Source organism: Streptomyces sp. NPDC002870 (assembly GCF_042888505.1).
GTDB lineage: Bacteria > Actinomycetota > Actinomycetes > Streptomycetales > Streptomycetaceae > Streptomyces.
In genome coordinates this window covers 1-19584 of record NZ_JBIAPW010000058.1, presented here as the reverse complement: position 1 = coordinate 19584, position 19584 = coordinate 1, and the positions used below count along the sequence as shown (strand labels likewise).

Annotated in this window: 14 protein-coding genes and 1 pseudogene; 8 read left to right on the top strand and 7 right to left on the bottom strand. The window is 69.9% G+C overall.

Annotation, left to right across the window (positions count from 1 at the left end; genetic code table 11):
* Positions 1–120: 120 nt before the first annotated feature.
* Genes ACFYWY_RS37035 through ACFYWY_RS37015 form a run of 5 tightly spaced genes read right to left on the bottom strand, consistent with a single transcriptional unit; the run spans position 121 to position 5548 of the window.
* Positions 121–1431: a DUF58 domain-containing protein gene (locus tag ACFYWY_RS37035; RefSeq protein ID WP_389195552.1), complete on the bottom strand. Its 1311-nt coding sequence runs from the start codon at positions 1429–1431 to the stop codon at positions 121–123.
* 11 nt (positions 1432–1442) lie between these two features.
* Positions 1443–2426 carry an AAA family ATPase gene (locus ACFYWY_RS37030; RefSeq protein WP_389195549.1) on the bottom strand — a complete coding sequence of 328 codons (984 nt, stop codon included), beginning with the start codon at positions 2424–2426 and terminating at the stop codon, positions 1443–1445.
* Complete coding sequence (locus ACFYWY_RS37025; RefSeq protein ID WP_389195546.1) at positions 2423–3622, bottom strand: DUF4350 domain-containing protein; 1200 nt, start codon at positions 3620–3622, stop codon at positions 2423–2425. The genes ACFYWY_RS37030 and ACFYWY_RS37025 overlap by 4 nt, the downstream gene beginning before the upstream one ends.
* On the bottom strand, positions 3619–4308 hold the full coding sequence (locus tag ACFYWY_RS37020) for a DUF4129 domain-containing protein (protein ID WP_389195543.1): 690 nt from the start codon (positions 4306–4308) through the stop codon (positions 3619–3621). The genes ACFYWY_RS37025 and ACFYWY_RS37020 overlap by 4 nt, the downstream gene beginning before the upstream one ends.
* Positions 4309–4312: 4 nt before the next feature.
* Positions 4313–5548 carry a hypothetical protein gene (locus ACFYWY_RS37015; protein WP_389195540.1) on the bottom strand — a complete coding sequence of 412 codons (1236 nt, stop codon included), beginning with the start codon at positions 5546–5548 and terminating at the stop codon, positions 4313–4315.
* Positions 5549–5730: 182 nt separating this feature from the next.
* Between ACFYWY_RS37015 and mtnA the strand changes: the two genes are divergently transcribed.
* The 7 genes from mtnA to ACFYWY_RS36980 all read left to right on the top strand — a co-directional run bounded on the left by mtnA (position 5731) and on the right by ACFYWY_RS36980 (position 14460).
* Positions 5731–6879, top strand: a complete 1149-nt coding sequence (gene mtnA, locus ACFYWY_RS37010; protein WP_389195537.1) for an S-methyl-5-thioribose-1-phosphate isomerase — start codon at positions 5731–5733, stop codon at positions 6877–6879.
* Positions 6880–6883: 4 nt separating this feature from the next.
* Positions 6884–7573 carry an MtrAB system response regulator MtrA gene (mtrA, locus tag ACFYWY_RS37005; RefSeq protein WP_205375139.1) on the top strand — a complete coding sequence of 230 codons (690 nt, stop codon included), beginning with the start codon at positions 6884–6886 and terminating at the stop codon, positions 7571–7573.
* Position 7574: 1 nt separating this feature from the next.
* Positions 7575–9596 carry an MtrAB system histidine kinase MtrB gene (mtrB, locus tag ACFYWY_RS37000; RefSeq protein WP_389195533.1) on the top strand — a complete coding sequence of 674 codons (2022 nt, stop codon included), beginning with the start codon at positions 7575–7577 and terminating at the stop codon, positions 9594–9596.
* Complete coding sequence (locus tag ACFYWY_RS36995) at positions 9586–11436, top strand: LpqB family beta-propeller domain-containing protein (RefSeq protein ID WP_389195530.1); 1851 nt, start codon at positions 9586–9588, stop codon at positions 11434–11436. Before mtrB ends, ACFYWY_RS36995 begins: the two co-directional genes overlap by 11 nt.
* A 325-nt stretch (positions 11437–11761) precedes the next feature.
* Complete coding sequence (locus tag ACFYWY_RS36990; RefSeq protein ID WP_389195527.1) at positions 11762–12478, top strand: ComF family protein; 717 nt, start codon at positions 11762–11764, stop codon at positions 12476–12478.
* A 342-nt stretch (positions 12479–12820) separates the two neighbouring features.
* Entirely contained in the window at positions 12821–13510 is a 690-nt protein-coding gene (gene hpf / locus ACFYWY_RS36985) for a ribosome hibernation-promoting factor, HPF/YfiA family (RefSeq protein WP_389195525.1), read from the top strand.
* Between the two features lie 194 nt (positions 13511–13704).
* A complete protein-coding gene (locus ACFYWY_RS36980) occupies positions 13705–14460 on the top strand; it encodes a response regulator (RefSeq protein WP_389195522.1) in 756 nt (251 codons plus the stop codon).
* Between the two features lie 20 nt (positions 14461–14480).
* Here the strand turns inward: ACFYWY_RS36980 and ACFYWY_RS36975 are convergent, their stop codons facing one another.
* Both ACFYWY_RS36975 and ACFYWY_RS36970 read right to left on the bottom strand, forming a co-directional pair.
* Positions 14481–15644, bottom strand: coding sequence for a winged helix-turn-helix domain-containing protein (locus tag ACFYWY_RS36975; RefSeq protein WP_389195520.1), 1164 nt, complete (start codon positions 15642–15644; stop codon positions 14481–14483).
* 167 nt (positions 15645–15811) lie between these two features.
* Positions 15812–16382: pseudogene (locus tag ACFYWY_RS36970) on the bottom strand (GNAT family N-acetyltransferase).
* 240 nt (positions 16383–16622) lie between these two features.
* Between ACFYWY_RS36970 and secA the strand changes: the two are divergent.
* The gene (gene secA / locus ACFYWY_RS36965; RefSeq protein ID WP_389195517.1) at positions 16623–19442 is read left to right on the top strand and encodes a preprotein translocase subunit SecA; all 2820 of its coding nucleotides are present in this window, start codon (positions 16623–16625) and stop codon (positions 19440–19442) included.
* The last annotated feature ends 142 nt before the right edge of the window (positions 19443–19584 follow it).

Here is a 19584-nt window from a genome sequence, read left to right as displayed (position 1 = left end):
GTACTGCAGGGGGGACCCTGTGGGAGAGTAGGACGCCGCCGAACAATCTTTGTGGGAAAGCCCCGCACCATTTTGGTGCGGGGCTTTTCTGCGTTCAGGGGCAATGCCGCCGCCTCTTTCTCAGAGGCGGCCGGCAGCCTTTAGCGCGAGATAGGCGTCTGCAAGGGCAGGCGCGAGGTTGTCGGGGGTGGCATCGACGACGGTGACGCCGTGGCGTTGGAGCTGCTCTGCCGTGCGGCGGCGCTGAGCCTGGGCCTGGGTGCCGGCAGCGGCGTCGTAAACAGCCTCGATGGTGCCTCGGGCTGTGGACATTTGCTGGATGTGGGGGTCGGCCACCGAGGCCACAAGCACCGTGTGGCGCTGTGTGAGCTGGGGGAGAACCGGGAGCAGGCCCTCTTCGATGGGTGCGGTGTCGAGGCTGGTGAAGAGCACGATCAGGGACCGGCGTGGGGCGCTCTTCAGCGCCGTGGCGCTGAGGCCGCGCGTGTCGGTTTCGACGAGCTCGGGTTCGAGGGGAGCGAGCGCGTTGACCAGGGCAGGCAGGAGGTCGCCCGCTGAGCGGCCCTGGACCTGGGCGCGGATACGGCGGTCGTAGGCCAGCAGGTCCACTCGGTCGCCCGCGCGCGAGGCCAGTGCGGTGAGGAGCAGTGCTGCGTCCATGGCCGCGTCGAGGCGCGGGATATCCCCTACTCGGCCGGCTGACGTGCGGCCGGTGTCGAGTACGACGAGGATGTGGCGGTCGCGTTCGGGACGCCAGGTGCGCACGGCGACGGTGGTCTGGCGGGCTGTGGCGCGCCAGTCGATGGAGCGGGTGTCGTCACCGGGGACGTAGTCGCGCAGGCTGTCGAACTCGGTGCCCTGGCCGCGGATGAGAACGCTGGTGCGGCCGTCGAGCTCGCGCAGCCGGGCCAGTCTGGACGGCAGGTGCTTGCGACTGGTGAAGGGCGGCAGGACGCGGACCGTCCAGGGGACCTTGTGGTTGCCCTGGCGAGCGGCGAGGCCCAGAGGTCCGTACGAGCGGACGGTGACGCGGTCGGCCTGGCGGTCGCCGCGGCGTGTGGGGCGCAGGACGGTGGTGATGCGCCGGCGTTCGCCTGCGGGGACGGTCAGCTTGTGCCGGGATGCCGCCTGTTCGGTGCCGGTGAGCCAGCTGCTCGGGGGCCAGGCGTCCCGGAGGTGGGCGCGCAGGCGGCGGCTCGAGGGATTGGTGACGGTCAGCTGCACTTCCGCGACGTCACCCAGTCGAACTGATGTGTCACCGCTTCGGGTGAATCGGAGCGTTCGCACTGGCGCCGCGAGGGCGTAGTCGCACAAGATTGCTAGTGAGAGAGGCGCATTCACAGCGAGCATCCCGGTCCAGCTCGGAGTCAGGATGCCCACGGGGAGAGAGCCGAGAGCGGCGAGGAGTGCGGTTCTTCCGGTGAGGGCCATGGGTCAGCGCCTCATCGGGGGACGGGGACGTGGCTGAGGATCGCGGTGATGACGGAGTCGGCGGTGACTCCCTCCATCTCCGCTTCGGGCCGGAGCTGGATCCGGTGGCGCAGGGTGGGCAGGGCCAGGGCTTTCACATCGTCGGGGATGACGTAGTCGCGGCCGGTGAGCCAGGCCCAGGCACGGGCGGTGGAGAGCAGGGCTGTGGCGCCTCGGGGAGACACCCCGAGGCTGAGTGAGGGGGAGTCACGCGTGGCACGGCAGATATCGACGACATAGCCCGCGATCTCGGCGGAGACGGAGGTCTTGGAGACGGCAGCGCGGGCCGCTTCCAGGTCGGCGGGGCCCGCGACGGGGCGCACGCCCGCAGCCTGGAGGTCGCGGGGGTTGAAGCCCTCTGCGTGCCGGGTCAGGACGTTGATCTCGTCCTCGCGGGACGGCAGAGGGACCGTCAGTTTGAGGAGAAACCGGTCCAGTTGGGCTTCGGGAAGGGGGTAGGTGCCCTCGTACTCGACCGGGTTCTGGGTCGCGGCGACCAGGAAGGGGTCCGGCAGCGGGCGGGGGGTGCCGTCGACTGTGACCTGACGCTCTTCCATTGCTTCCAGGAGCGAGGACTGGGTCTTGGGCGGGGTGCGGTTGATCTCGTCGGCGAGAAGGAGATTGGTGAAGACGGGACCGGGCTGGAAGGAGAACTCAGCGGTGCGCGCGTCGTAGACGAGAGAGCCGGTGACGTCGCTCGGCATGAGGTCGGGGGTGAACTGGATGCGCTTGGTGTCGAGTTCGAGGGAGGCCGCGAGGGTGCGGACCAGGAGCGTCTTGGCGACGCCCGGCACTCCTTCGAGGAGGACATGGCCGCGGCAGAGCAGGGCCACGACGAGTCCGGTGACAGCGGGATCCTGGCCGACAACGGCCTTGGCGATCTCGGTGCGCAGGGCCTCCAGGGAGGTGCGGGCGCGGTCCGAGTTCTCAGCTGTCTCGGGGGTCGGGGCGCTCATGAAGTGCGTACCTCTCTTTCGAGGGCGTCGAGTTGGTCTGCCAGATGGACGAGAGCGATGTCGTTGGCCGGAGCCGGACCGAAGAGCAGTGCCTTGAGGTCCCGGTCGCCGGTGGGGAGATGGGCCGAAACGGCTGAGAGCAGGGCAGCGGGAGAGTGCGCGTCGGTCGGGGGGACGCCGAGAAGCGGTGCAAGGCGGCTGCGAGTGGCGGAGCGCAGGGCCGACGCCGCGCGGTCGCGGGCGTTCACCTTGCGGTAGAGGCGGGCGCGGCCTTCGGTGGACTCGGAGGCGCGGATGGCTACCGGAAGCCGTTCGGTGACGAGGGGGCCCAGCCGGCGGGCGCGCCAGATGGCTGCGAGGACGGCGGCGAGGGTGAGTTGGAGTGTCCCCCAGAGCCAGCCGGAGGGGATGAGACCGAGGAACGTGCTGTCGGTGTCGCCGTCGGTGTTCTCCTCGGCCGCGGAGCTGTCGCTGAGCGAAGGGAGGTACCAGACCAGATGGGTGCGGGAGCCGAGGAGTTGCAGGGCGAGGGAGGCGTTGCCGTGCTTGTCGAGACGGTGGTTGTACAGGATGTCGGGGGAGCCGAGCAGGACGGTGTCGCCATTGCCGGGGTCGTCGATCCTGAGGAGGCTCGGCAGCCCGTCGCTCGGGTAGCAACTGTCGGCACCGGGCGTCTCGGTGGAGTACCGCTCACCGCCGAGGTCGGCGTTGCCGGCGATGCGGGCTGCGGGGAGGGAGCACGCAGGTGCGCGTGCCGAGACGGGGGCCGGGATCTCGCTGTCGACGCCCGGGGCCAGTACGTCGAGCGACCCGGGGCCGGCGGAGAGGAGGACGGTGCGCCCGCCGGAGTTGGCCGTCGCGGTGCGGAGGGTCTCCTGCTGGTGTTCCGTCAGAAGGTCGGGTGCGGTGACCAGAAGGGTGGTGTCGGGGCCGGCCGCGGTGGTGGCCTCGTCCAGGGTGGTGACCACGCGCGTGGTGACGCCGCGGTCCTCGAGGAGTTCGGCGACGGCCCGGCTGCCGGAAGGGTCGGCGGAGCGGGGGTCGAGCCGGCCGTGCTGGTCCCCGGAGCGCAGGGCGGCCATGGCGATCCCGGCTGCGACGAGGATGACGAGCGCCAGGAGCAGGCCGCGGGCGCGGGTCCACACCTGGCGGCCGGTGGGGGACATGGAGGTGGAGCTGAGAGTCGCCCCGGTCATTCGGCTGCTCCTTGGGCCGCGCCGCTCAGTTGGGGCTTGGCGCGCTCCAGGTCGAGGTCGAGGTCACGCAGGAGCAGATACGCCTGCCGGCCGGCGGTGCGGCCGCCGTATGTGACCTCGTCGAACTCCCTGGCGGAGGCGCGGAGTCCGTCGGCGTGGTCGGGCAGGGAGCGACCTGCTTCGGCGGCGGCTTCGTCGGCGGTACGGCCGGGGCGCGGGTCGAGGAGGGTTCGTTCCTCCAGGGAGCGGACGATGGCGCGCATGCGTTCCTGGACTGCTTGGTTCCAGCGTCCGGCGGCGGCGTGGGCCTCGGCGGCGGTGCGGTGTTCGGATGCGCTGCGGGGGCTGTCGTCGAAGAGGGAGTCCACCGTGCCGGGGGCGCGCCGGGGTGTGCCAAGTCGCCACCAGAGGGCGGCGATCAGGCCGACGACGAGCAGGGCGACGACGAGAAGACCGAGCGGGCCGCCGGGGGCGGCGCCTGACGCGGCGTCGAAGATGCCGCCCACCCAGTCCCAGAAGCGGTTGAGCGCGCGCTGGAGCAGGCTCGGGTCGTTCTCGTGGTACATCGGCTTGGACAGTTCCCGCTCCGCCGCCTCCCGGGCGGGAATGCGGGGAGTGTCCACCGGTACGTCGTCGTTTGCGCGGATCAGCGGCCGCGCCATTGTCACGCCCCCCGTGGTGGACACCGCATCAGCTCCTGGAGTGGGCGTTGCCAGGAGGCTCGGAGCCGTAGCCGGAGACGCCCGCGGCCCGTGCGAGTTCGATGTCGAGGGCCTCGCGGCGGATGCGCTGGTCGATGTAGAGGAGCACCGTCACGCCGGCGGATATCGGGTAGGTGATGGAGGACGCGATCACCGAGCCGATGCCCGTGATGATCAGGAACGGCCAGCCGAATTCCGGGGTGGTCCCGGCGAACAGGTCGCCGAACCCGCTGCCGTCCACCGCGAACGCGATCAGACCGAACGGCACAGCGATGATCATCGACACAAGCAGCGTCAGGAGCACCGTCAGCGCCATGATGCCGAAGGTCCGCCACCAGGCGCCCTGGACCAGTTTGGCGGAGCGGCGCAGGGATGCGATGACGCCCTGGCGCTCCAGCATGAGCGCGGGAGAGGCAAGGGCGAACCGGATCATCAGCCAGAGGATCACGGCGCAGGCCGCCAGGCCTGCCAGTACGGACAGTGCGATTCCGGCATCGGTGCCCAGCAGCATGCCGGGCACAATCGCCACGGTCATGATGCCGGCGCTCATGAGTGGCAACAGCAGGGTCAGCCCCAGCAGTTGGGGGAGCCGGGGGCGCGCCTCGTGCCAGGCCTCGGAGAGCGTCACCGGGCGGCCCAGCACCGAGCGGCTGATCACCACGGTGAGAAGCGCCGTGGTGAAGAGCGTGGCGATCAGGGCGATGATCAGCACCGGGCCCATGGCGAGGAGGCTGGACTGCAGCGAGTCCACCGACTGCCTCAGGGCCTCCGACGGGTCCGCGTCCGAGGCGACCTCGGGCGGGTCGGGGAGCAGGTAGCGGTCGACGAGGATGTTGCCGATCTCGGAGATCACGGAGACGGTGATCGTGATGCCCAGCACTGTTCGCCAGTGGGCGCGCAGGGTCGACACCGCGCCGTCGAGGATCTCGCCGACTCCCAGCGGACGGAGCGGGATGACGCCGGGCTTGGCGGCGGCCGGAGGCCGGCCCCAGCCGCCGCCCGGCTGGCCGCCGCCCCAGCCGGGCGCTGGTGGTGGCGGTGGCGCAGGGGCGCGGTTGGCACCCGGGGTGGTCGGCGCGGACCACTGTCCCGGGGGCGGCTGCTCTTTGGACCACTTCGAGGCGGGGCTGCTCTCGTCGACGGGCGCGGCGGGCCGGGGCACGCCGCCGTCCTGGCCGTCGGAGGGAGCAGATCCGGGCGAGGCCCAGCCCGGAGTGTCGTTCACGGTCGTCCACCTCATGGATTGATCGCGGGGCCGGCTCGGCGAGTCGGCACGTTCACACTGCGCGTCCCCGTAGCGGGATGGCAGGTTGGCTGCCATCGTGCCACGCGTGGCCCGCTGGTGGGCGGGCCCCTGTATCTCCTTCGCACCTTCTTTGTCGGTGCCTCACCGGGCAGACTGGGCGGATGGCTGATCAGTACGTACAAAACCCGGTCGGCGCGGAGCCGCCCATGCTTCCGGCGCTGCGCTGGGACGAGCCGCCGGAAGGACCCGTACTGGTGCTTCTCGACCAGACCCGGCTTCCTGTCGAGGAGATCGAGCTGGTCTGCACCGATGTGCCTGCGCTGGTGCGGGCGATCCAGACGCTCGCCGTGCGTGGGGCGCCGCTGCTGGGCATCGCCGGTGCCTATGGTGTGGCCCTCGCCGCCGTGCGGGGCTACGACGTGGAGGAGGCAGTGGGGCTGCTGGAGCAGGCGCGGCCCACCGCCGTGAACTTGGGATACGGAGTGCGGCACGCTGCGGCCGCGTACCGGGCCGCGGCGGAGAAGGGGGCGGACGCGGAGCAGGCAGGGCAGGCGGCGCTGGCCGCGGCCAAGGGGCTGCACCGGGAGGATGCCGCGGCCAGTGCCCGGATGGCTGAGCACGGACTGGTACTGCTCGACGAGCTGCTGCCGGGTGGCGGTCACCGGATACTGACCCACTGCAACACCGGGGCGCTGGTCTCGGGCGGTGAGGGCACCGCGTTCGCCGTGGCGCTCACGGCGCACCGCGCTGGGCGGCTGCGGCGGCTGTGGGTGGACGAGACGAGGCCACTGCTGCAGGGGTCGCGGCTGACCGCCTATGAGGCGGCGCGCGGCGGAATGCCGTACACATTGCTCACGGACAATGCCGCGGGGTCACTCTTCGCGGCGGGGGAGGTGGATGCCGTACTGGTCGGGGCCGACCGGATCGCCGCCGACGGTTCGGTGGCGAACAAGGTCGGGAGCTACCCGCTCGCGGTGCTGGCGAAGTACCACCACGTACCGTTCATTGTGGTCGCGCCGACGACGACGGTGGATCTGAGCACACCGGACGGGGCTTCGATAGAGGTGGAGCAACGGCCTGGGCAGGAGGTGACGGAGGTCACCGCGCCGCAGATAGTGGCGGCCGGAGGGGGAGTGGGCGGCGGGCTGACGGTGGCGCCGCTGGGGACGCAGGCGTACAACCCGGCGTTCGACGTCACACCCCCGGATCTGGTGACGGCGATAGTCACCGAGCAAGGAGCATTGTCCCCGGTCACCGGGGGCGGAATAGCGGAGCTGTGTGCCAGGTCACGCCAGGTAACGATTAGCTAATGGGATGATGTCGATTATGAAGGGACGAGTCCTTGTCGTCGATGACGACACCGCACTGGCCGAGATGCTCGGGATTGTGCTGCGTGGTGAAGGTTTCGAGCCGTCGTTCGTAGCGGACGGCGACAAGGCACTTGCCGCTTTCCGTGAGGCCAAGCCGGATCTTGTACTGCTGGATCTCATGCTGCCCGGACGGGACGGCATCGAGGTGTGCAGGCTGATCAGGGCCGAGTCCGGCGTGCCGATCGTGATGCTCACCGCCAAGAGCGACACCGTGGATGTGGTGGTCGGCCTGGAGTCCGGGGCCGATGACTACATCGTCAAGCCGTTCAAGCCGAAGGAGCTGGTCGCCCGGATCCGGGCGCGGCTGAGGAGGTCCGAGGAGCCGGCGCCGGAGCAGCTGGCGATCGGCGATCTGGTCATCGATGTGGCCGGTCACTCCGTGAAGCGGGACGGGCAGTCGATCGCCCTCACCCCGCTCGAGTTCGACCTGCTGGTCGCGCTCGCTCGCAAGCCCTGGCAGGTGTTCACCCGCGAGGTGCTGCTGGAGCAGGTGTGGGGCTACCGCCACGCCGCGGACACGAGGCTGGTCAATGTGCATGTACAGCGGCTGCGTTCCAAGGTCGAGAAGGACCCCGAGCGCCCGGAGATCGTGGTGACCGTCCGTGGTGTCGGTTACAAGGCCGGGCCGAGCTGACATGTCCCGAGGCAGTGTTGCTCCGAAGCCCGGGGAGCCGGGAGTCCGTACGGGGCGGGCTGCCGGACCGGGGCGTGAGCCTTCGCGATTCGGCCGCCTGCTCCACGGCGGACGGCTGCCCCAGGACAGTGCGCCCGGCGGCCCGGTCCTCCGGCTCGCCATGCGCTGGGTGCGCCGTCCGCTGCTGCCGGCCTTCCGGCTGTGGCGGCGGAACATCCAGCTCAGGGTGGTCGCGAGCACACTGCTGATGTCGCTCGGCGTGGTGCTGCTGCTCGGCCTTGTCGTCATCGGGCAGGTGCGTAACGGTCTGCTCGACGCCAAGGGGAAGGCGGCCCAGAGCCAGGCTGCCGGTGGTTTCGCGGTGGCGCGGGAGAGGGCGAACGCCCCTGTCGGGCCCGGCGGGCAGGACGGCGCCTCGACGGACGGCAGGACCGCCCGGAGCTCCTGGCGGTCCGATCTGGTGGAGCAGCTCGCCAGTGGTGGTCAGGGCGCGTTCAACGTGGTGGCGCTGAGTTCCGGCTCCGAGGATGCCGGTTCCAGCCGCGGGCCCCGTACCTCGGGGAGCGTGGACTTCGCGAGCATCCCCGAGGGACTTCGCGAAGCCGTCGACCAGGGAACCGGGACGTACGAGACGTACATCCGGATCAAGTACAACAACGATGAGCACGAGCCCGAACCCGGGCTGGTCATCGGTACACGGCTGAACGACATCGAGGGCAATCCCTACGAGCTGTACTACCTCTTCCCGCTGGCGCAGGAGGAGCAGTCGCTCAGCCTGGTCAGAGGGACCCTCGCCACGGCCGGACTGTTCGTGGTGGTCCTGCTGGGAGCCATCGCCTGGCTGGTGGTGCGGCAGATCGTCACGCCCGTACGGATGGCCGCGGGGATCGCCGAGCGGCTCTCCGCGGGCCGCCTCCAGGAGCGGATGAAGGTCACCGGCGAGGACGACATCGCCAGACTCGGCGAGGCGTTCAACAAGATGGCGCAGAACCTTCAGCTCAAGATCCAGCAGCTGGAGGAGCTCTCCCGGATGCAGCGGCGATTCGTCTCGGACGTTTCGCACGAGCTGCGTACGCCGCTGACGACCGTACGGATGGCAGCCGATGTCATCCATGAGGCGCGGCAGGACTTCGACCCGGTGACGGCGCGCTCCGCCGAGCTGCTCGGGGATCAGCTGGACCGCTTCGAGTCGCTGCTCTCCGATCTGCTGGAGATCAGCCGCTTCGACGCGGGAGCGGCGGCGCTGGAGGCCGAGCCGATAGATCTGCGCGAGGTGGTACGGCGGGTGATCGGCGGCGCCGAGCCGCTGGCCGAGCGCAAGGGCAGCCGGGTACGGGTGATCGGCGACGAGCAGCCGGTCGTGGCGGAGGCCGACGCCCGGCGTGTGGAGCGTGTCCTGCGGAACCTGGTCGTCAACGCCGTCGAGCACGGCGAGGGCCGGGACGTGGTGGTGCGGATGGCAGTGGCCGGCGGGGCTGTCGCGGTCGCCGTACGCGACTACGGCGTGGGGCTGAAGCCGGGGGAGGCGACCCGGGTGTTCAACCGCTTCTGGCGGGCGGATCCGGCGCGTGCCAGGACCACTGGCGGCACCGGTCTCGGTCTGTCCATCGCGGTCGAGGACGCCCGGCTGCACGGCGGCTGGCTGCAGGCGTGGGGTGAGCCCGGCGGGGGTTCGCAGTTCCGGCTGACTCTGCCGCGTACGGCGGACGAGCCGCTGCGTGGCTCGCCGATACCGCTGGAGCCGGAGGACTCGCGGCAGAACAGGGAGCGTGCCTTGTCCGACGAGCTGATGCTGAGCGGGCACCTGCTGGCGTCCGTGCCGGCTCAGTCGGCCACGGACCGGTTGCCCCTGTCTGTGCCGCCGCGGGCTCCTTTGCCGCCTCGTACGGGCCCGACGGGCGTGGATCCCGCGGCGCTGCCGGGCAGCGGTGCCCGGGTGGTGGCGCGTCAGGCGGGGGAGCGGCACGACGACTCCGCGGCACAGGTTGCTTCGAACCGGGAGGACACGACTCGTGGGCGCTGATCCCCGTCGCAACGGCCGACGAGGCGCGTTGCGCGTGTCGGCGCTGCTCGGCTGCGGCAGTGTGCTGATGGCCGGGTGCGCCTCGATGCCGGACAGCGGTGACATCCACGCCGTGAAGGCGTCCCCGCGCGGGGACTCCCAGGTGCGGGTGTATGCGGTGCCGCCGCGGAAGGGGGCCACTCCCGACGAGATCGTCACAGGCTTCCTGGAGGCGATGACCAGCGACGATGCCAATTTCGCAACCGCGCGGACCTATCTGATGCCGGAGACGTCCCAGAAGTGGCGGCCGGAGGCGGGCACCACGGTGCTGTCGGCCGCACCGGACGCGGGGCAGGCAAGCTCGGGCGACGCGGACAATCCGGGCATCGACTATCCGCTGCTGGGCAAGCAGATCGCCACGGTGGACACGCAGCACGCCTATCAGCCGGTCACGCCCACCGACTACCGCCGGACCATTCATCTGTCGCAGCAGAACGGTCCGGACGGCAAGCAGTGGCGTATCGACAACCTGCCGCCGGGGCTGGTGCTCGGCGCATCAGACTTCCAGCGAAACTACCGCTCGGTGAACAAGTACTACTTCGCCTCCGGGCGGAGCATCCTGGTGGCCGACCCGGTTTACATCCGGCAGCGGCTGGATCCGGTGACCCGGATGGATCCCGTCACACAGTCGGTCAAGACGCTGCTGGACGGGCCGACGAACTGGCTGAAGCCAGTGGTCGAGTCACCCTTCCCGACCGGTACGGCGCTGAAGGAGGGCACCAAGTCGCTCACGTTCGACGACCGCAACGCGCTGAAGGTGCCGCTCAATGAGAAGGCGTCCAATGTGGACCGCCAGCAGTGCATGAAGATGGCGGCGCAGATCCTGTTCACTCTGAAGGACCTCACGTCCACCAGGGTGGAGCAGGTGGAGCTGCAGCGTGCGAACGGCTCGCAGCTGTGTGTGCTCAACAGCGGCCAGGCGGAAGGTTACGCGCCGGACCACGTCTCGGGCAGGCCGGTCAACCAGTACTTCGTCGACGACAAGTACCGGCTGGCGCTGCTGGCGGGCGGAGCGAAGGATGTGAGCGTGCCCGAGAACGTGCCAGGGCCGTTCGGCAATGGGCAGCTGCCCCTGAGCATGGTCGGGGTGGCCCGCGACGAGCGCACCGCCGCCGCGGTATCGAAGGACAACAGCCGCCTGTATGTGTCGTCCATATCCGCGGAGAGCGAGCTGGGCAACGCGGTGGTGAAGAGCGCCGGCAAGAGCACCGGCAACCGTCTTTCGGCCCCCAGCTGGGACGGGCGTGGTGATCTGTGGGTCGCGGACCGCGACCCCGAGCATCCGGCGCTGTGGCGTCTGGTGGACGGCGCGGGCACACCTCAGAATGTCAAGATCATCCCGGGGCTGGACGGCGCGCGCATCGAGGCGCTGAAGGTCTCCGCGGACGGTGTGCGGATCGCGCTGCTGCTGACCAAGGACAGGAAAACAACGCTGAAGATCGGCCGCGTGGAGCGACCCGGCCCCAAGGGGAACCCGGTGGTGTCCGTCGCGGAACTGCGGCCTGCCGCACCGCAGATGGAGACGGTGACGGCGGTTTCCTGGGCCGGTCCCAGCAGGCTGGTGGTGGTCGGCAAGGAGTCCGGCGGGGTGCAGCAGGTGCGCTATATGCAGACGGACGGCTCGAGTTCGGACGTGAGCGTGCTGCCGGGGCTGAACCGGGTCAAGGCGGTCGCGGCGTGGGACGACGAGACTCGCCCGCTGGTGGCGTACTCCGAGGACGACGGCATCGTGCGGCTCCCGGCCGGCGCGAACTGGCAGACGCTGGTGAAGAAGGGCTCGTCGCCGGTCTACCCGGGGTAACCGCGACCGGCTCGGCCTCTTCCCCGGCCGGGCCGGCGCGCCACGACAGGGATGCCTCAGGAGAGCCCCTCCCGGGCCGCACGAGAGCGTCCCGGGCCTCGGGGGAGCGGTCCCGGGCCTCGGGGGAGCGTCGCGGGCCTCGGGGGAGCGTCCCGGTTCTCGGCGGAGCCGCCACTCCCAGGGCTTCAGGAGAGTGCCCCTCCCAGGGGCCTCAGGAGGCCCTCGGAGGGCCTCGGGAGTGATCCGGGGACAACTCCCTCGAGTCCCCGCGCGGAGTTATCCACAGGGGTGGCACGGGCCTTCAGCTGTTGGCACAGTGGTTGCCATGCGGGGCTGGTGGCGGGAAATCTCCGGTCTGGTGCTGCCGGTCGACTGTGGCGGCTGCGGCTCTCCTCGTACGCCGCTGTGCGAGGAGTGCGCGTGGGCGCTGTACGGCACGGCAGCGCGCCGGGCGAGGCCGGTGCCGGAGCCCGCGGGCCTGCCGGTGGTGCACGCCGCCGCACCGTATGCCGATGCGGTACGTGCGGTGTTGCTCGCCCACAAGGAGCGGGGCGCGCTGGGGCTGGCCCGGCCCCTGGGCGTCGCGCTCGCCGGGGCGGTGCGGGCCGGCCTGCCCCGGGTCGCCGGGCCGCTGCTGCTCGTGCCGGTGCCGTCGGCGCGGCGAGCGGTCAGGGCGCGGGGGCACGACGCGGCGCGGCGGATCGCTCTCGCCGCCGCGGGCGAGCTGCGGCGCACGGGGACGGAGGCGAGGGCGCTCCCGGTGCTGCGGCAGTGGCGGGCAGTGGCCGACCAGTCCGGCCTCACGGCTCGCGGACGGGTGGCGAATCTGGCGGGAGCTCTGGAGGTCGTGGCAGGCGGCGGACGGCTTCTGGGGCGCGGCCGGGCGGTGCTCGTGGACGATCTCATGACGACGGGGGCGTCGCTGGTGGAGGCGGCGCGGGCGCTCCGCGCGGCCGCCGGGCCGCGATTTCCCCGCCCCCTGCAGCTGAGTGCAGCGGTTGTCGCGGTGCCGCCGATCTCTTTCGAAATGAACCGGAACTGACAGGGTAGTCGGAACGTTGCAGGCAGTGAGAGGAGAATTACTACTGAACGGAGGTACGCGCTGGTAGCGGGTGCCGACACCGCTCCGATCGAGCTATGTTCGGGTTGTGAGGAATGGCGAGCGCCGTACCGCACCGAATGCACTGCCGTGCTTCCGGGTTTTCGGTCAGGTATTCGAGGAAATCGAACCTCGAAAAGTTGGTGGGGTGGGGACCTTGTCGACTGGGGAGGAGGAGGTGAAAGTCGCCAAGTCCGAGGCTCTGGTGATCACCGGAGCCTGGTGCAAGAGGGAGACGCTCCGCAGCCTGCGAGCGGGCGGGGCTATCCGGGAACGGAGTTCTGCGTGGACATCGTCGTCAAGGGCCGCAAGACCGAGGTGCCCGAGCGGTTCCGCAAGCACGTGGCCGAGAAGCTGAAGCTGGACAAGATCCAGAAGCTCGACGGCAAGGTGATCAGCCTGGACGTCGAGGTGTCCAAGGAGCACAACCCGCGGCAGGCCGACCGTTCCGACCGGGTGGAGATCACTCTTCACTCCCGAGGACCGGTGATCCGGGCGGAGGCCGCGGCCGGCGACCCGTACGCAGCACTCGACCTCGCCACCGGCAAGCTGGAGGCGCGGCTGCGCAAGCAGCATGACAAGCGCCACACCCGCCGTGGCAACGGCCGCATTTCGGCGTCCGAAGTGGCTGATGTCGTTCCCGGCGTCGCCGAGTTGAACGCCAATGGCAGGCCGCATGCCGAAGAGGCGTCGGAATCCATTCCCACCACCAGGATCGGTTCGCTCGAAATCCAGGGCGAGGGACCGCTGGTGGTCCGCGAGAAGATCCACACCGCAGCACCGATGTCGCTCGACCAGGCGCTCTACGAGATGGAGTTGGTCGGGCACGACTTCTACCTCTTCGTCGACTCCGAGACGAAGCAGCCCAGTGTCGTCTACCGACGGCACGCATACGACTATGGCGTCATTCACCTGGAGACCGACCCGCTGGCGGGATCCGAGGCAGGCGGCGCCGGAGGTGCTCTCGGCGGCTGACGAGGCCGTCACAGCAGGTAGATGGTGCCCCTGGAGCGCCCTGTGCGCCCCCAGGGGCACCACCGCGCCACCACTGGATCACCGTTCTTTCGTCCGGGCATGAAAGCATGGCCTCGCAAGCCAACCGGTGCGCTGTGCACTGATGTTGGCAGACCACACGTGATCTTCAGGCCACGGCCTCAGGGGGAGGAACGATGGCGGACAGCTTCGGGCCGGTTCGCGACGACGACGCGGACCACGCTGGTGCCACGGTCGTCGCTGCCGATGCGGACCACGGCAGCTCCCGCAAGGAGCCGATCCGGGTCCTGGTGGTGGACGACCACGCCCTGTTCCGGCGCGGGCTGGAGATCGTCCTCGCTCAGGAGGAGGACATCCAGGTCGTCGGCGAGGCGGGCGACGGCGCGGAGGCCGTCGACAAGGCGGCCGATCTGCTGCCCGACATCGTGCTGATGGATGTGCGGATGCCCAAGCGCGGTGGCATCGAGGCCTGTACGTCCATCAAGGAGGTGGCTCCCAGCGCGAAGATCATCATGCTGACGATCAGCGATGAGGAGGCCGACCTCTACGACGCGATCAAGGCGGGCGCCACGGGCTATCTCCTCAAGGAGATCTCCACCGACGAGGTGGCCACGGCGATCCGCGCGGTGGCGGACGGGCAGTCGCAGATCAGCCCGTCCATGGCGTCCAAGCTGCTCACCGAGTTCAAGTCGATGATCCAGCGCACCGACGAGCGCAGGCTTGTGCCCGCGCCCCGGCTGACCGAGCGGGAGCTGGAAGTGCTCAAGCTCGTCGCCACGGGGATGAACAACCGCGACATCGCCAAGCAGTTGTTCATTTCCGAGAACACCGTGAAGAACCACGTCCGCAACATCCTGGAGAAGCTGCAGCTGCACTCCAGGATGGAGGCCGTGGTCTACGCGATGCGGGAGAAGATCCTCGAGATTCGGTAGCGGTCACCCGCGGGCAAGGGTCAGGAAACGGCCCGGACGAGGTCCGCGGTGAGTTCGGGGCGGTCGACCCGTTCGATGCGTACGGAATCGCAGCCGACCCACTGCGCCGCCTCGCGCAGTGCCTGCGCCATGGGGGCCACCGACTTCGCGCCGTGCAGGGACACCTGGCGTGCCACCAGCGTCGTGCCCTCGCGAGCCGGGTCGACGCGGCCCAGCAGCTGTCCACCCGAAAGCAGCGGCATCGCGAAGTAGCCGTACACCCGCTTGGGCTTGGGGACGTATGCCTCAAGGCGGTGTGTCAAGCCGAAGATCCGCTCGGTGCGCGCCCGTTCCCAGATGAGTGAGTCGAACGGCGAGAGCAGGGTCGTACGATGCCGGCCGCGCGGCTCGGAGACCAGCGCCTGCGGGTCCGCCCAGGCGGGCTTGGACCAGCCCTCGACCGTCACCGGGACCAGCCCGGAATCCGCGACCACCGCGTCGAACTGCTCGCCCTTGAGGCGGTGGTAGTCCGCGATGTCCGCGCGGGTGCCGACGCCGAGCGCCTGGCCCGCGAGCCGGACGAGCCGGCGCAGGCACTCCGTGTCGTCCAGCTCGTCGTGCAGCAGATCGTCGGGGATGGCCCGCTCGGCGAGGTCGTACACCCGCTTCCAGCTGCGCCGCTCGGTGCACACGACCTCGCCGTACATCAGCGCGCGCTCGATGGCGACCTTCGAGGCCGACCAGTCCCACCACTCCCCGCCGTTGTTCGCGCCGCCCAACGCCGTCGCGGTGAGCGGGCCTTCGGCCCGCAGCTGCTTGACGACCGTTTCATACGCAGCGTCCGGGAGGTCGTGGTGCCACTGCGGGCGGGCGCGGTAGGCGCGGCGGCGGAAGGCGAAGTGCGGCCATTCCTCGACGGGCAGGATGCAGGCCGCATGCGACCAGTACTCGAAGCTGTGCCCCTCGGTCCAGTACGCGTCCTCAACCACCCTGCGGCCGACCGCGCCGAGCCGGGCGTACGGAATCAGCTCGTGCGAGCGCGCCAGCACCGAGATCGTGTCCAGCTGTACGGCGCCCAGGTGCCGCAATACGCCCCGCACCCCCGCCCGCCTGTCGGGCGCGCCCAGGAACCCTTGGGCGCGCAGCGCTATGCGGCGGGCTTCGTCGGCGGACAGTTCGGCGGTGGGCCGCGGCACAGGGGTCATGGTCGGCACCCTAGATGGCGGCACTGACAATCGGTCCGGGGGCAAGCGGCTCCGGCCGCCAGGCCCCTGCCGGGCGAGGCCCCTGCCGGGCGAGGCCCCTGCCGGGCGAAGCCCCTGCCGGGCGAAGCCACGTCCGGTCCTCCCCGTCCGGTCATCCTCGCCTGCCGTCAGCTCCGGGTCGGGAGATACGGATGGGTGCTCGTCAGTCCCAGGTCGGACGGGAGCAGCGCGCCCACCCAGGTGTCCCTGAGCGTGTCCTTGTTGAGCAGGGCCGCGCGCAGTGCCCCCTCGACGACGAAGCCGGCCTTCTCGGCGACGGCCCGCGAGCCCGCGTTGCCCACCTCCGCCCGCCACTCGAGACGCGTCGCGCCCAGCCTGGCGAAGGCCCAGTGCGCCACGGCGCCCACGGCCTCCGCCATGACGCCGCGCCCCCGGTGCTCCTTGGCCGTCCAGAAGCCGATCTCCCAGGTGCCCGAGAGAGTGCGCAGGGTCACCGCGACCGACGCCATCAGCGGGCCGCCCGCGCGCGGCAGCACCGCGAAGGTGCACATCGGAGCGCCAGCCGTCCGGCACCATCTGCCCGGTGAACTCGGCCGCGTGCTGCCGCTCGTAAGGCGAGGGAACCGTCGTCCACCGTTGGATGTCGGGATCCTGACAGGCCTGGTACACGGCCTCCGTGTCGTCGGTCGTGAACGTGCGCAGCAGGAGGCGCTCTGTGGTGAGGGTGATGGGCTCCATAGCCGGATTCTTGTCAGGTCCGCGGAGGGAAGCGAGCACTTTTCGTACCTCACCGGCACCTTCCACGCGTCCCGCGCGTTCTAATTGCGGATGACAGCAGGCCTGGCTGACGGCGGGCCTCCCGACCTGGTGGGGTCCTCGCTTACGATGGCCGTTGCGGTGGGGCCCACCTGCCGTGCCCGCGCCAGTGTCCATAACACGACCCAGTGCCAGGCCCGATTGGCAAGGAGACCAACCTCAGTGTCCGTCTTCAACAAGCTCATGCGTGCAGGCGAAGGCAAGATCCTGCGCAAACTGCACCGCATCGCGGACCAGGTCAACTCCATCGAAGAGGACTTCGTCAACCTCTCCGACGCCGAGTTGCGGGCGCTCACAGACGAATACAAGGAGCGCTACGCCGACGGCGAGAGTCTGGACGACCTGCTCCCCGAGGCGTTCGCGACCGTCCGCGAGGCCGCCAAGCGCGTCCTCGGCCAGCGCCACTACGACGTACAGATGATGGGCGGCGCCGCGCTGCACCTCGGACACGTCGCCGAGATGAAGACCGGTGAGGGCAAGACCCTCGTCGGCACGCTGCCCGCGTACCTCAACGCGCTCTCGGGCAAGGGCGTCCACCTGATCACGGTCAATGACTACCTGGCCGAGCGCGACTCCGAGATGATGGGCCGCGTCCACAAGTTCCTGGGCCTGAGTGTCGGCTGCATCCTCGCCAACATGACTCCGGCGCAACGTCGCGAACAGTACAACTGCGACATTACGTACGGCACGAACAACGAGTTCGGCTTCGACTACCTGCGCGACAACATGGCCTGGTCCAAGGACGAGCTCGTCCAGCGCGGCCACAACTACGCCATCGTCGACGAGGTGGACTCGATCCTCGTCGACGAGGCCCGTACGCCGCTGATCATCTCCGGCCCCGCCGACCAGGCCACCAAGTGGTACGGCGACTTCGCCAAGCTGGTGACCCGCCTGGCCAAGGGCGAGGCGGGCAACACGCTCAAGGGCATCGAGGAGACCGGCGACTACGAGGTCGACGAGAAGAAGCGAACCGTCGCCATCCATGAGCCGGGTGTCGCGAAGGTCGAGGACTGGCTGGGCATCGACAACCTCTACGAGTCGGTGAACACCCCGCTTGTCGGGTACCTGAACAACGCGATCAAGGCCAAGGAACTCTTCAAGAAGGACAAGGACTACGTCGTCATCGACGGCGAAGTCATGATCGTCGACGAGCACACCGGCCGTATCCTCGCCGGCCGCCGCTACAACGAGGGCATGCACCAGGCGATCGAGGCGAAGGAAGGGGTGGACATCAAGGATGAGAACCAGACCCTCGCCACGATCACCCTGCAGAACTTCTTCCGCCTCTACGGCAAGCTCTCCGGCATGACCGGTACGGCGATGACCGAGGCCGCCGAGTTCCACCAGATCTACAAGCTGGGCGTCGTGCCGATCCCGACGAACAGGCCGATGGTCCGCAAGGACCAGTCCGACCTGATCTACCGCACCGAGGTCGCCAAGTTCGCGGCCGTCGTCGACGACATCGCCGAGAAGCACGAGAAGGGCCAGCCGATCCTGGTCGGCACCACCTCGGTCGAGAAGTCCGAGTACCTCTCGCAGCAGCTCAACAAGCGCGGCGTCCAGCACGAGGTCCTCAACGCCAAGCAGCACGATCGGGAGGCGACGATCGTCGCCCAGGCCGGCCGCAAGGGCGCGGTCACGGTCGCGACGAACATGGCCGGACGCGGTACGGACATCAAGCTCGGCGGCAACCCCGACGACCTCGCCGAGGCGGAGCTGCGCCAGCGCGGCCTGGACCCGGTCGAGCATGTCGAGGAGTGGGCCGCGGCGCTGCCCGCCGCGCTGGAGCGCGCCGAGGAGGCCGTCAGGGCCGAGCACGACGAGGTGACCGACCTCGGCGGGCTCTATGTGCTGGGCACCGAGCGGCACGAGTCGCGGCGTATCGACAACCAGCTGCGCGGTCGCTCCGGCCGTCAGGGCGACCCGGGCGAGTCCCGCTTCTACCTCTCCCTGGGCGACGACCTGATGCGACTGTTCAAGGCGCAGATGGTCGAGCGCGTGATGGCGATGGCCAACGTCCCCGACGACGTGCCGATCGAGAACAAGATGGTCACGCGCGCGATCGCGTCGGCCCAGTCGCAGGTCGAGCAGCAGAACTTCGAGACGCGTAAGAACGTCCTGAAGTACGACGAGGTCCTCAACCGGCAGCGCGAGGTCATCTACGGCGAGCGCCGCCGCGTTCTGGAGGGCGAGGACCTGCATGAGCAGGTGCGCCACTTCATGGACGACACCATCGACGCGTACATCCAGGCGGAGACCGTCGAGGGCTTCGCGGAGGAGTGGGACCTGGACCGGCTGTGGGGCGCGTTCAAGCAGCTCTACCCGGTGAAGGCCACCGTCGAGGAGTTGGAGGAGGCGGCCGGCGACCGGGCCGGGATCACCGCCGAATTCATCGCCGAGTCCATCAAGGACGACATCCACGAGCAGTACGACGAGCGCGAGAAGCAGCTCGGCTCGGACATCATGCGTGAGCTCGAGCGGCGCGTGGTCCTGTCCGTGCTGGACCGCAAGTGGCGCGAGCACCTCTACGAGATGGACTACCTCCAGGAGGGCATCGGCCTGCGCGCCATGGCGCAGAAGGACCCGCTGGTGGAGTACCAGCGCGAGGGCTTCGACATGTTCACCGCCATGATGGAGGGCATCAAGGAGGAGTCCGTCGGCTATCTGTTCAACCTGGAGGTCCAGGTCGAGCAGCAGGTCGAGGAGGTCCCGGTGCTGGACGCGGCGGCTCGGACCTCGCTCGCCAAGGAGGACGCGGTTCCGGCGGTCGCGTCCCGTCCGGAGATCCGCGCGAAGGGGCTCGACGCCCCGCAGCGGCCCGACCGGCTGCACTTCTCCGCGCCCACGGTGGACGGGGAGGGCGGTGTCGTCGAGGGCGACTTCGACAACGACGGGCAGCCTTCGCGGTCGGATTCGGACGGGCTGACGCGGGCGGAGCGGCGCAAGGCGCAGAAGGGCGGCGGGCGCCGCCGCAAGAAGTAGCGCCTGTACGAGAGTCGTGGGGGGGGGGGGGGGGGGGGGCGGGGGGGGGGGGGGGGGGGGGCCGGCGGGGGCGGGCGGGCCGGGGGGGGGGGGGGGCCGGGGGGGGGGGGGGGGGGGGTTGGGGGGGGGGGCGGGGGGGCGG

Coding starts and splice junctions, on each gene's coding strand:
- ACFYWY_RS37025 (WP_389195546.1), bottom strand. CDS start 3,622: ATGACCGGGGCGACTCTCAGCTCCACCTCCATGTCCCCCACCGGCCGC.
- ACFYWY_RS36980 (WP_389195522.1), top strand. CDS start 13,705: ATGGCGGACAGCTTCGGGCCGGTTCGCGACGACGACGCGGACCACGCT.
- mtrB (WP_389195533.1), top strand. CDS start 7,575: ATGTCCCGAGGCAGTGTTGCTCCGAAGCCCGGGGAGCCGGGAGTCCGT.
- ACFYWY_RS36975 (WP_389195520.1), bottom strand. CDS start 15,644: ATGACCCCTGTGCCGCGGCCCACCGCCGAACTGTCCGCCGACGAAGCC.
- ACFYWY_RS36990 (WP_389195527.1), top strand. CDS start 11,762: ATGCGGGGCTGGTGGCGGGAAATCTCCGGTCTGGTGCTGCCGGTCGAC.
- ACFYWY_RS37030 (WP_389195549.1), bottom strand. CDS start 2,426: ATGAGCGCCCCGACCCCCGAGACAGCTGAGAACTCGGACCGCGCCCGC.
- mtrA (WP_205375139.1), top strand. CDS start 6,884: ATGATGTCGATTATGAAGGGACGAGTCCTTGTCGTCGATGACGACACC.
- mtnA (WP_389195537.1), top strand. CDS start 5,731: ATGGCTGATCAGTACGTACAAAACCCGGTCGGCGCGGAGCCGCCCATG.
- ACFYWY_RS37035 (WP_389195552.1), bottom strand. CDS start 1,431: ATGGCCCTCACCGGAAGAACCGCACTCCTCGCCGCTCTCGGCTCTCTC.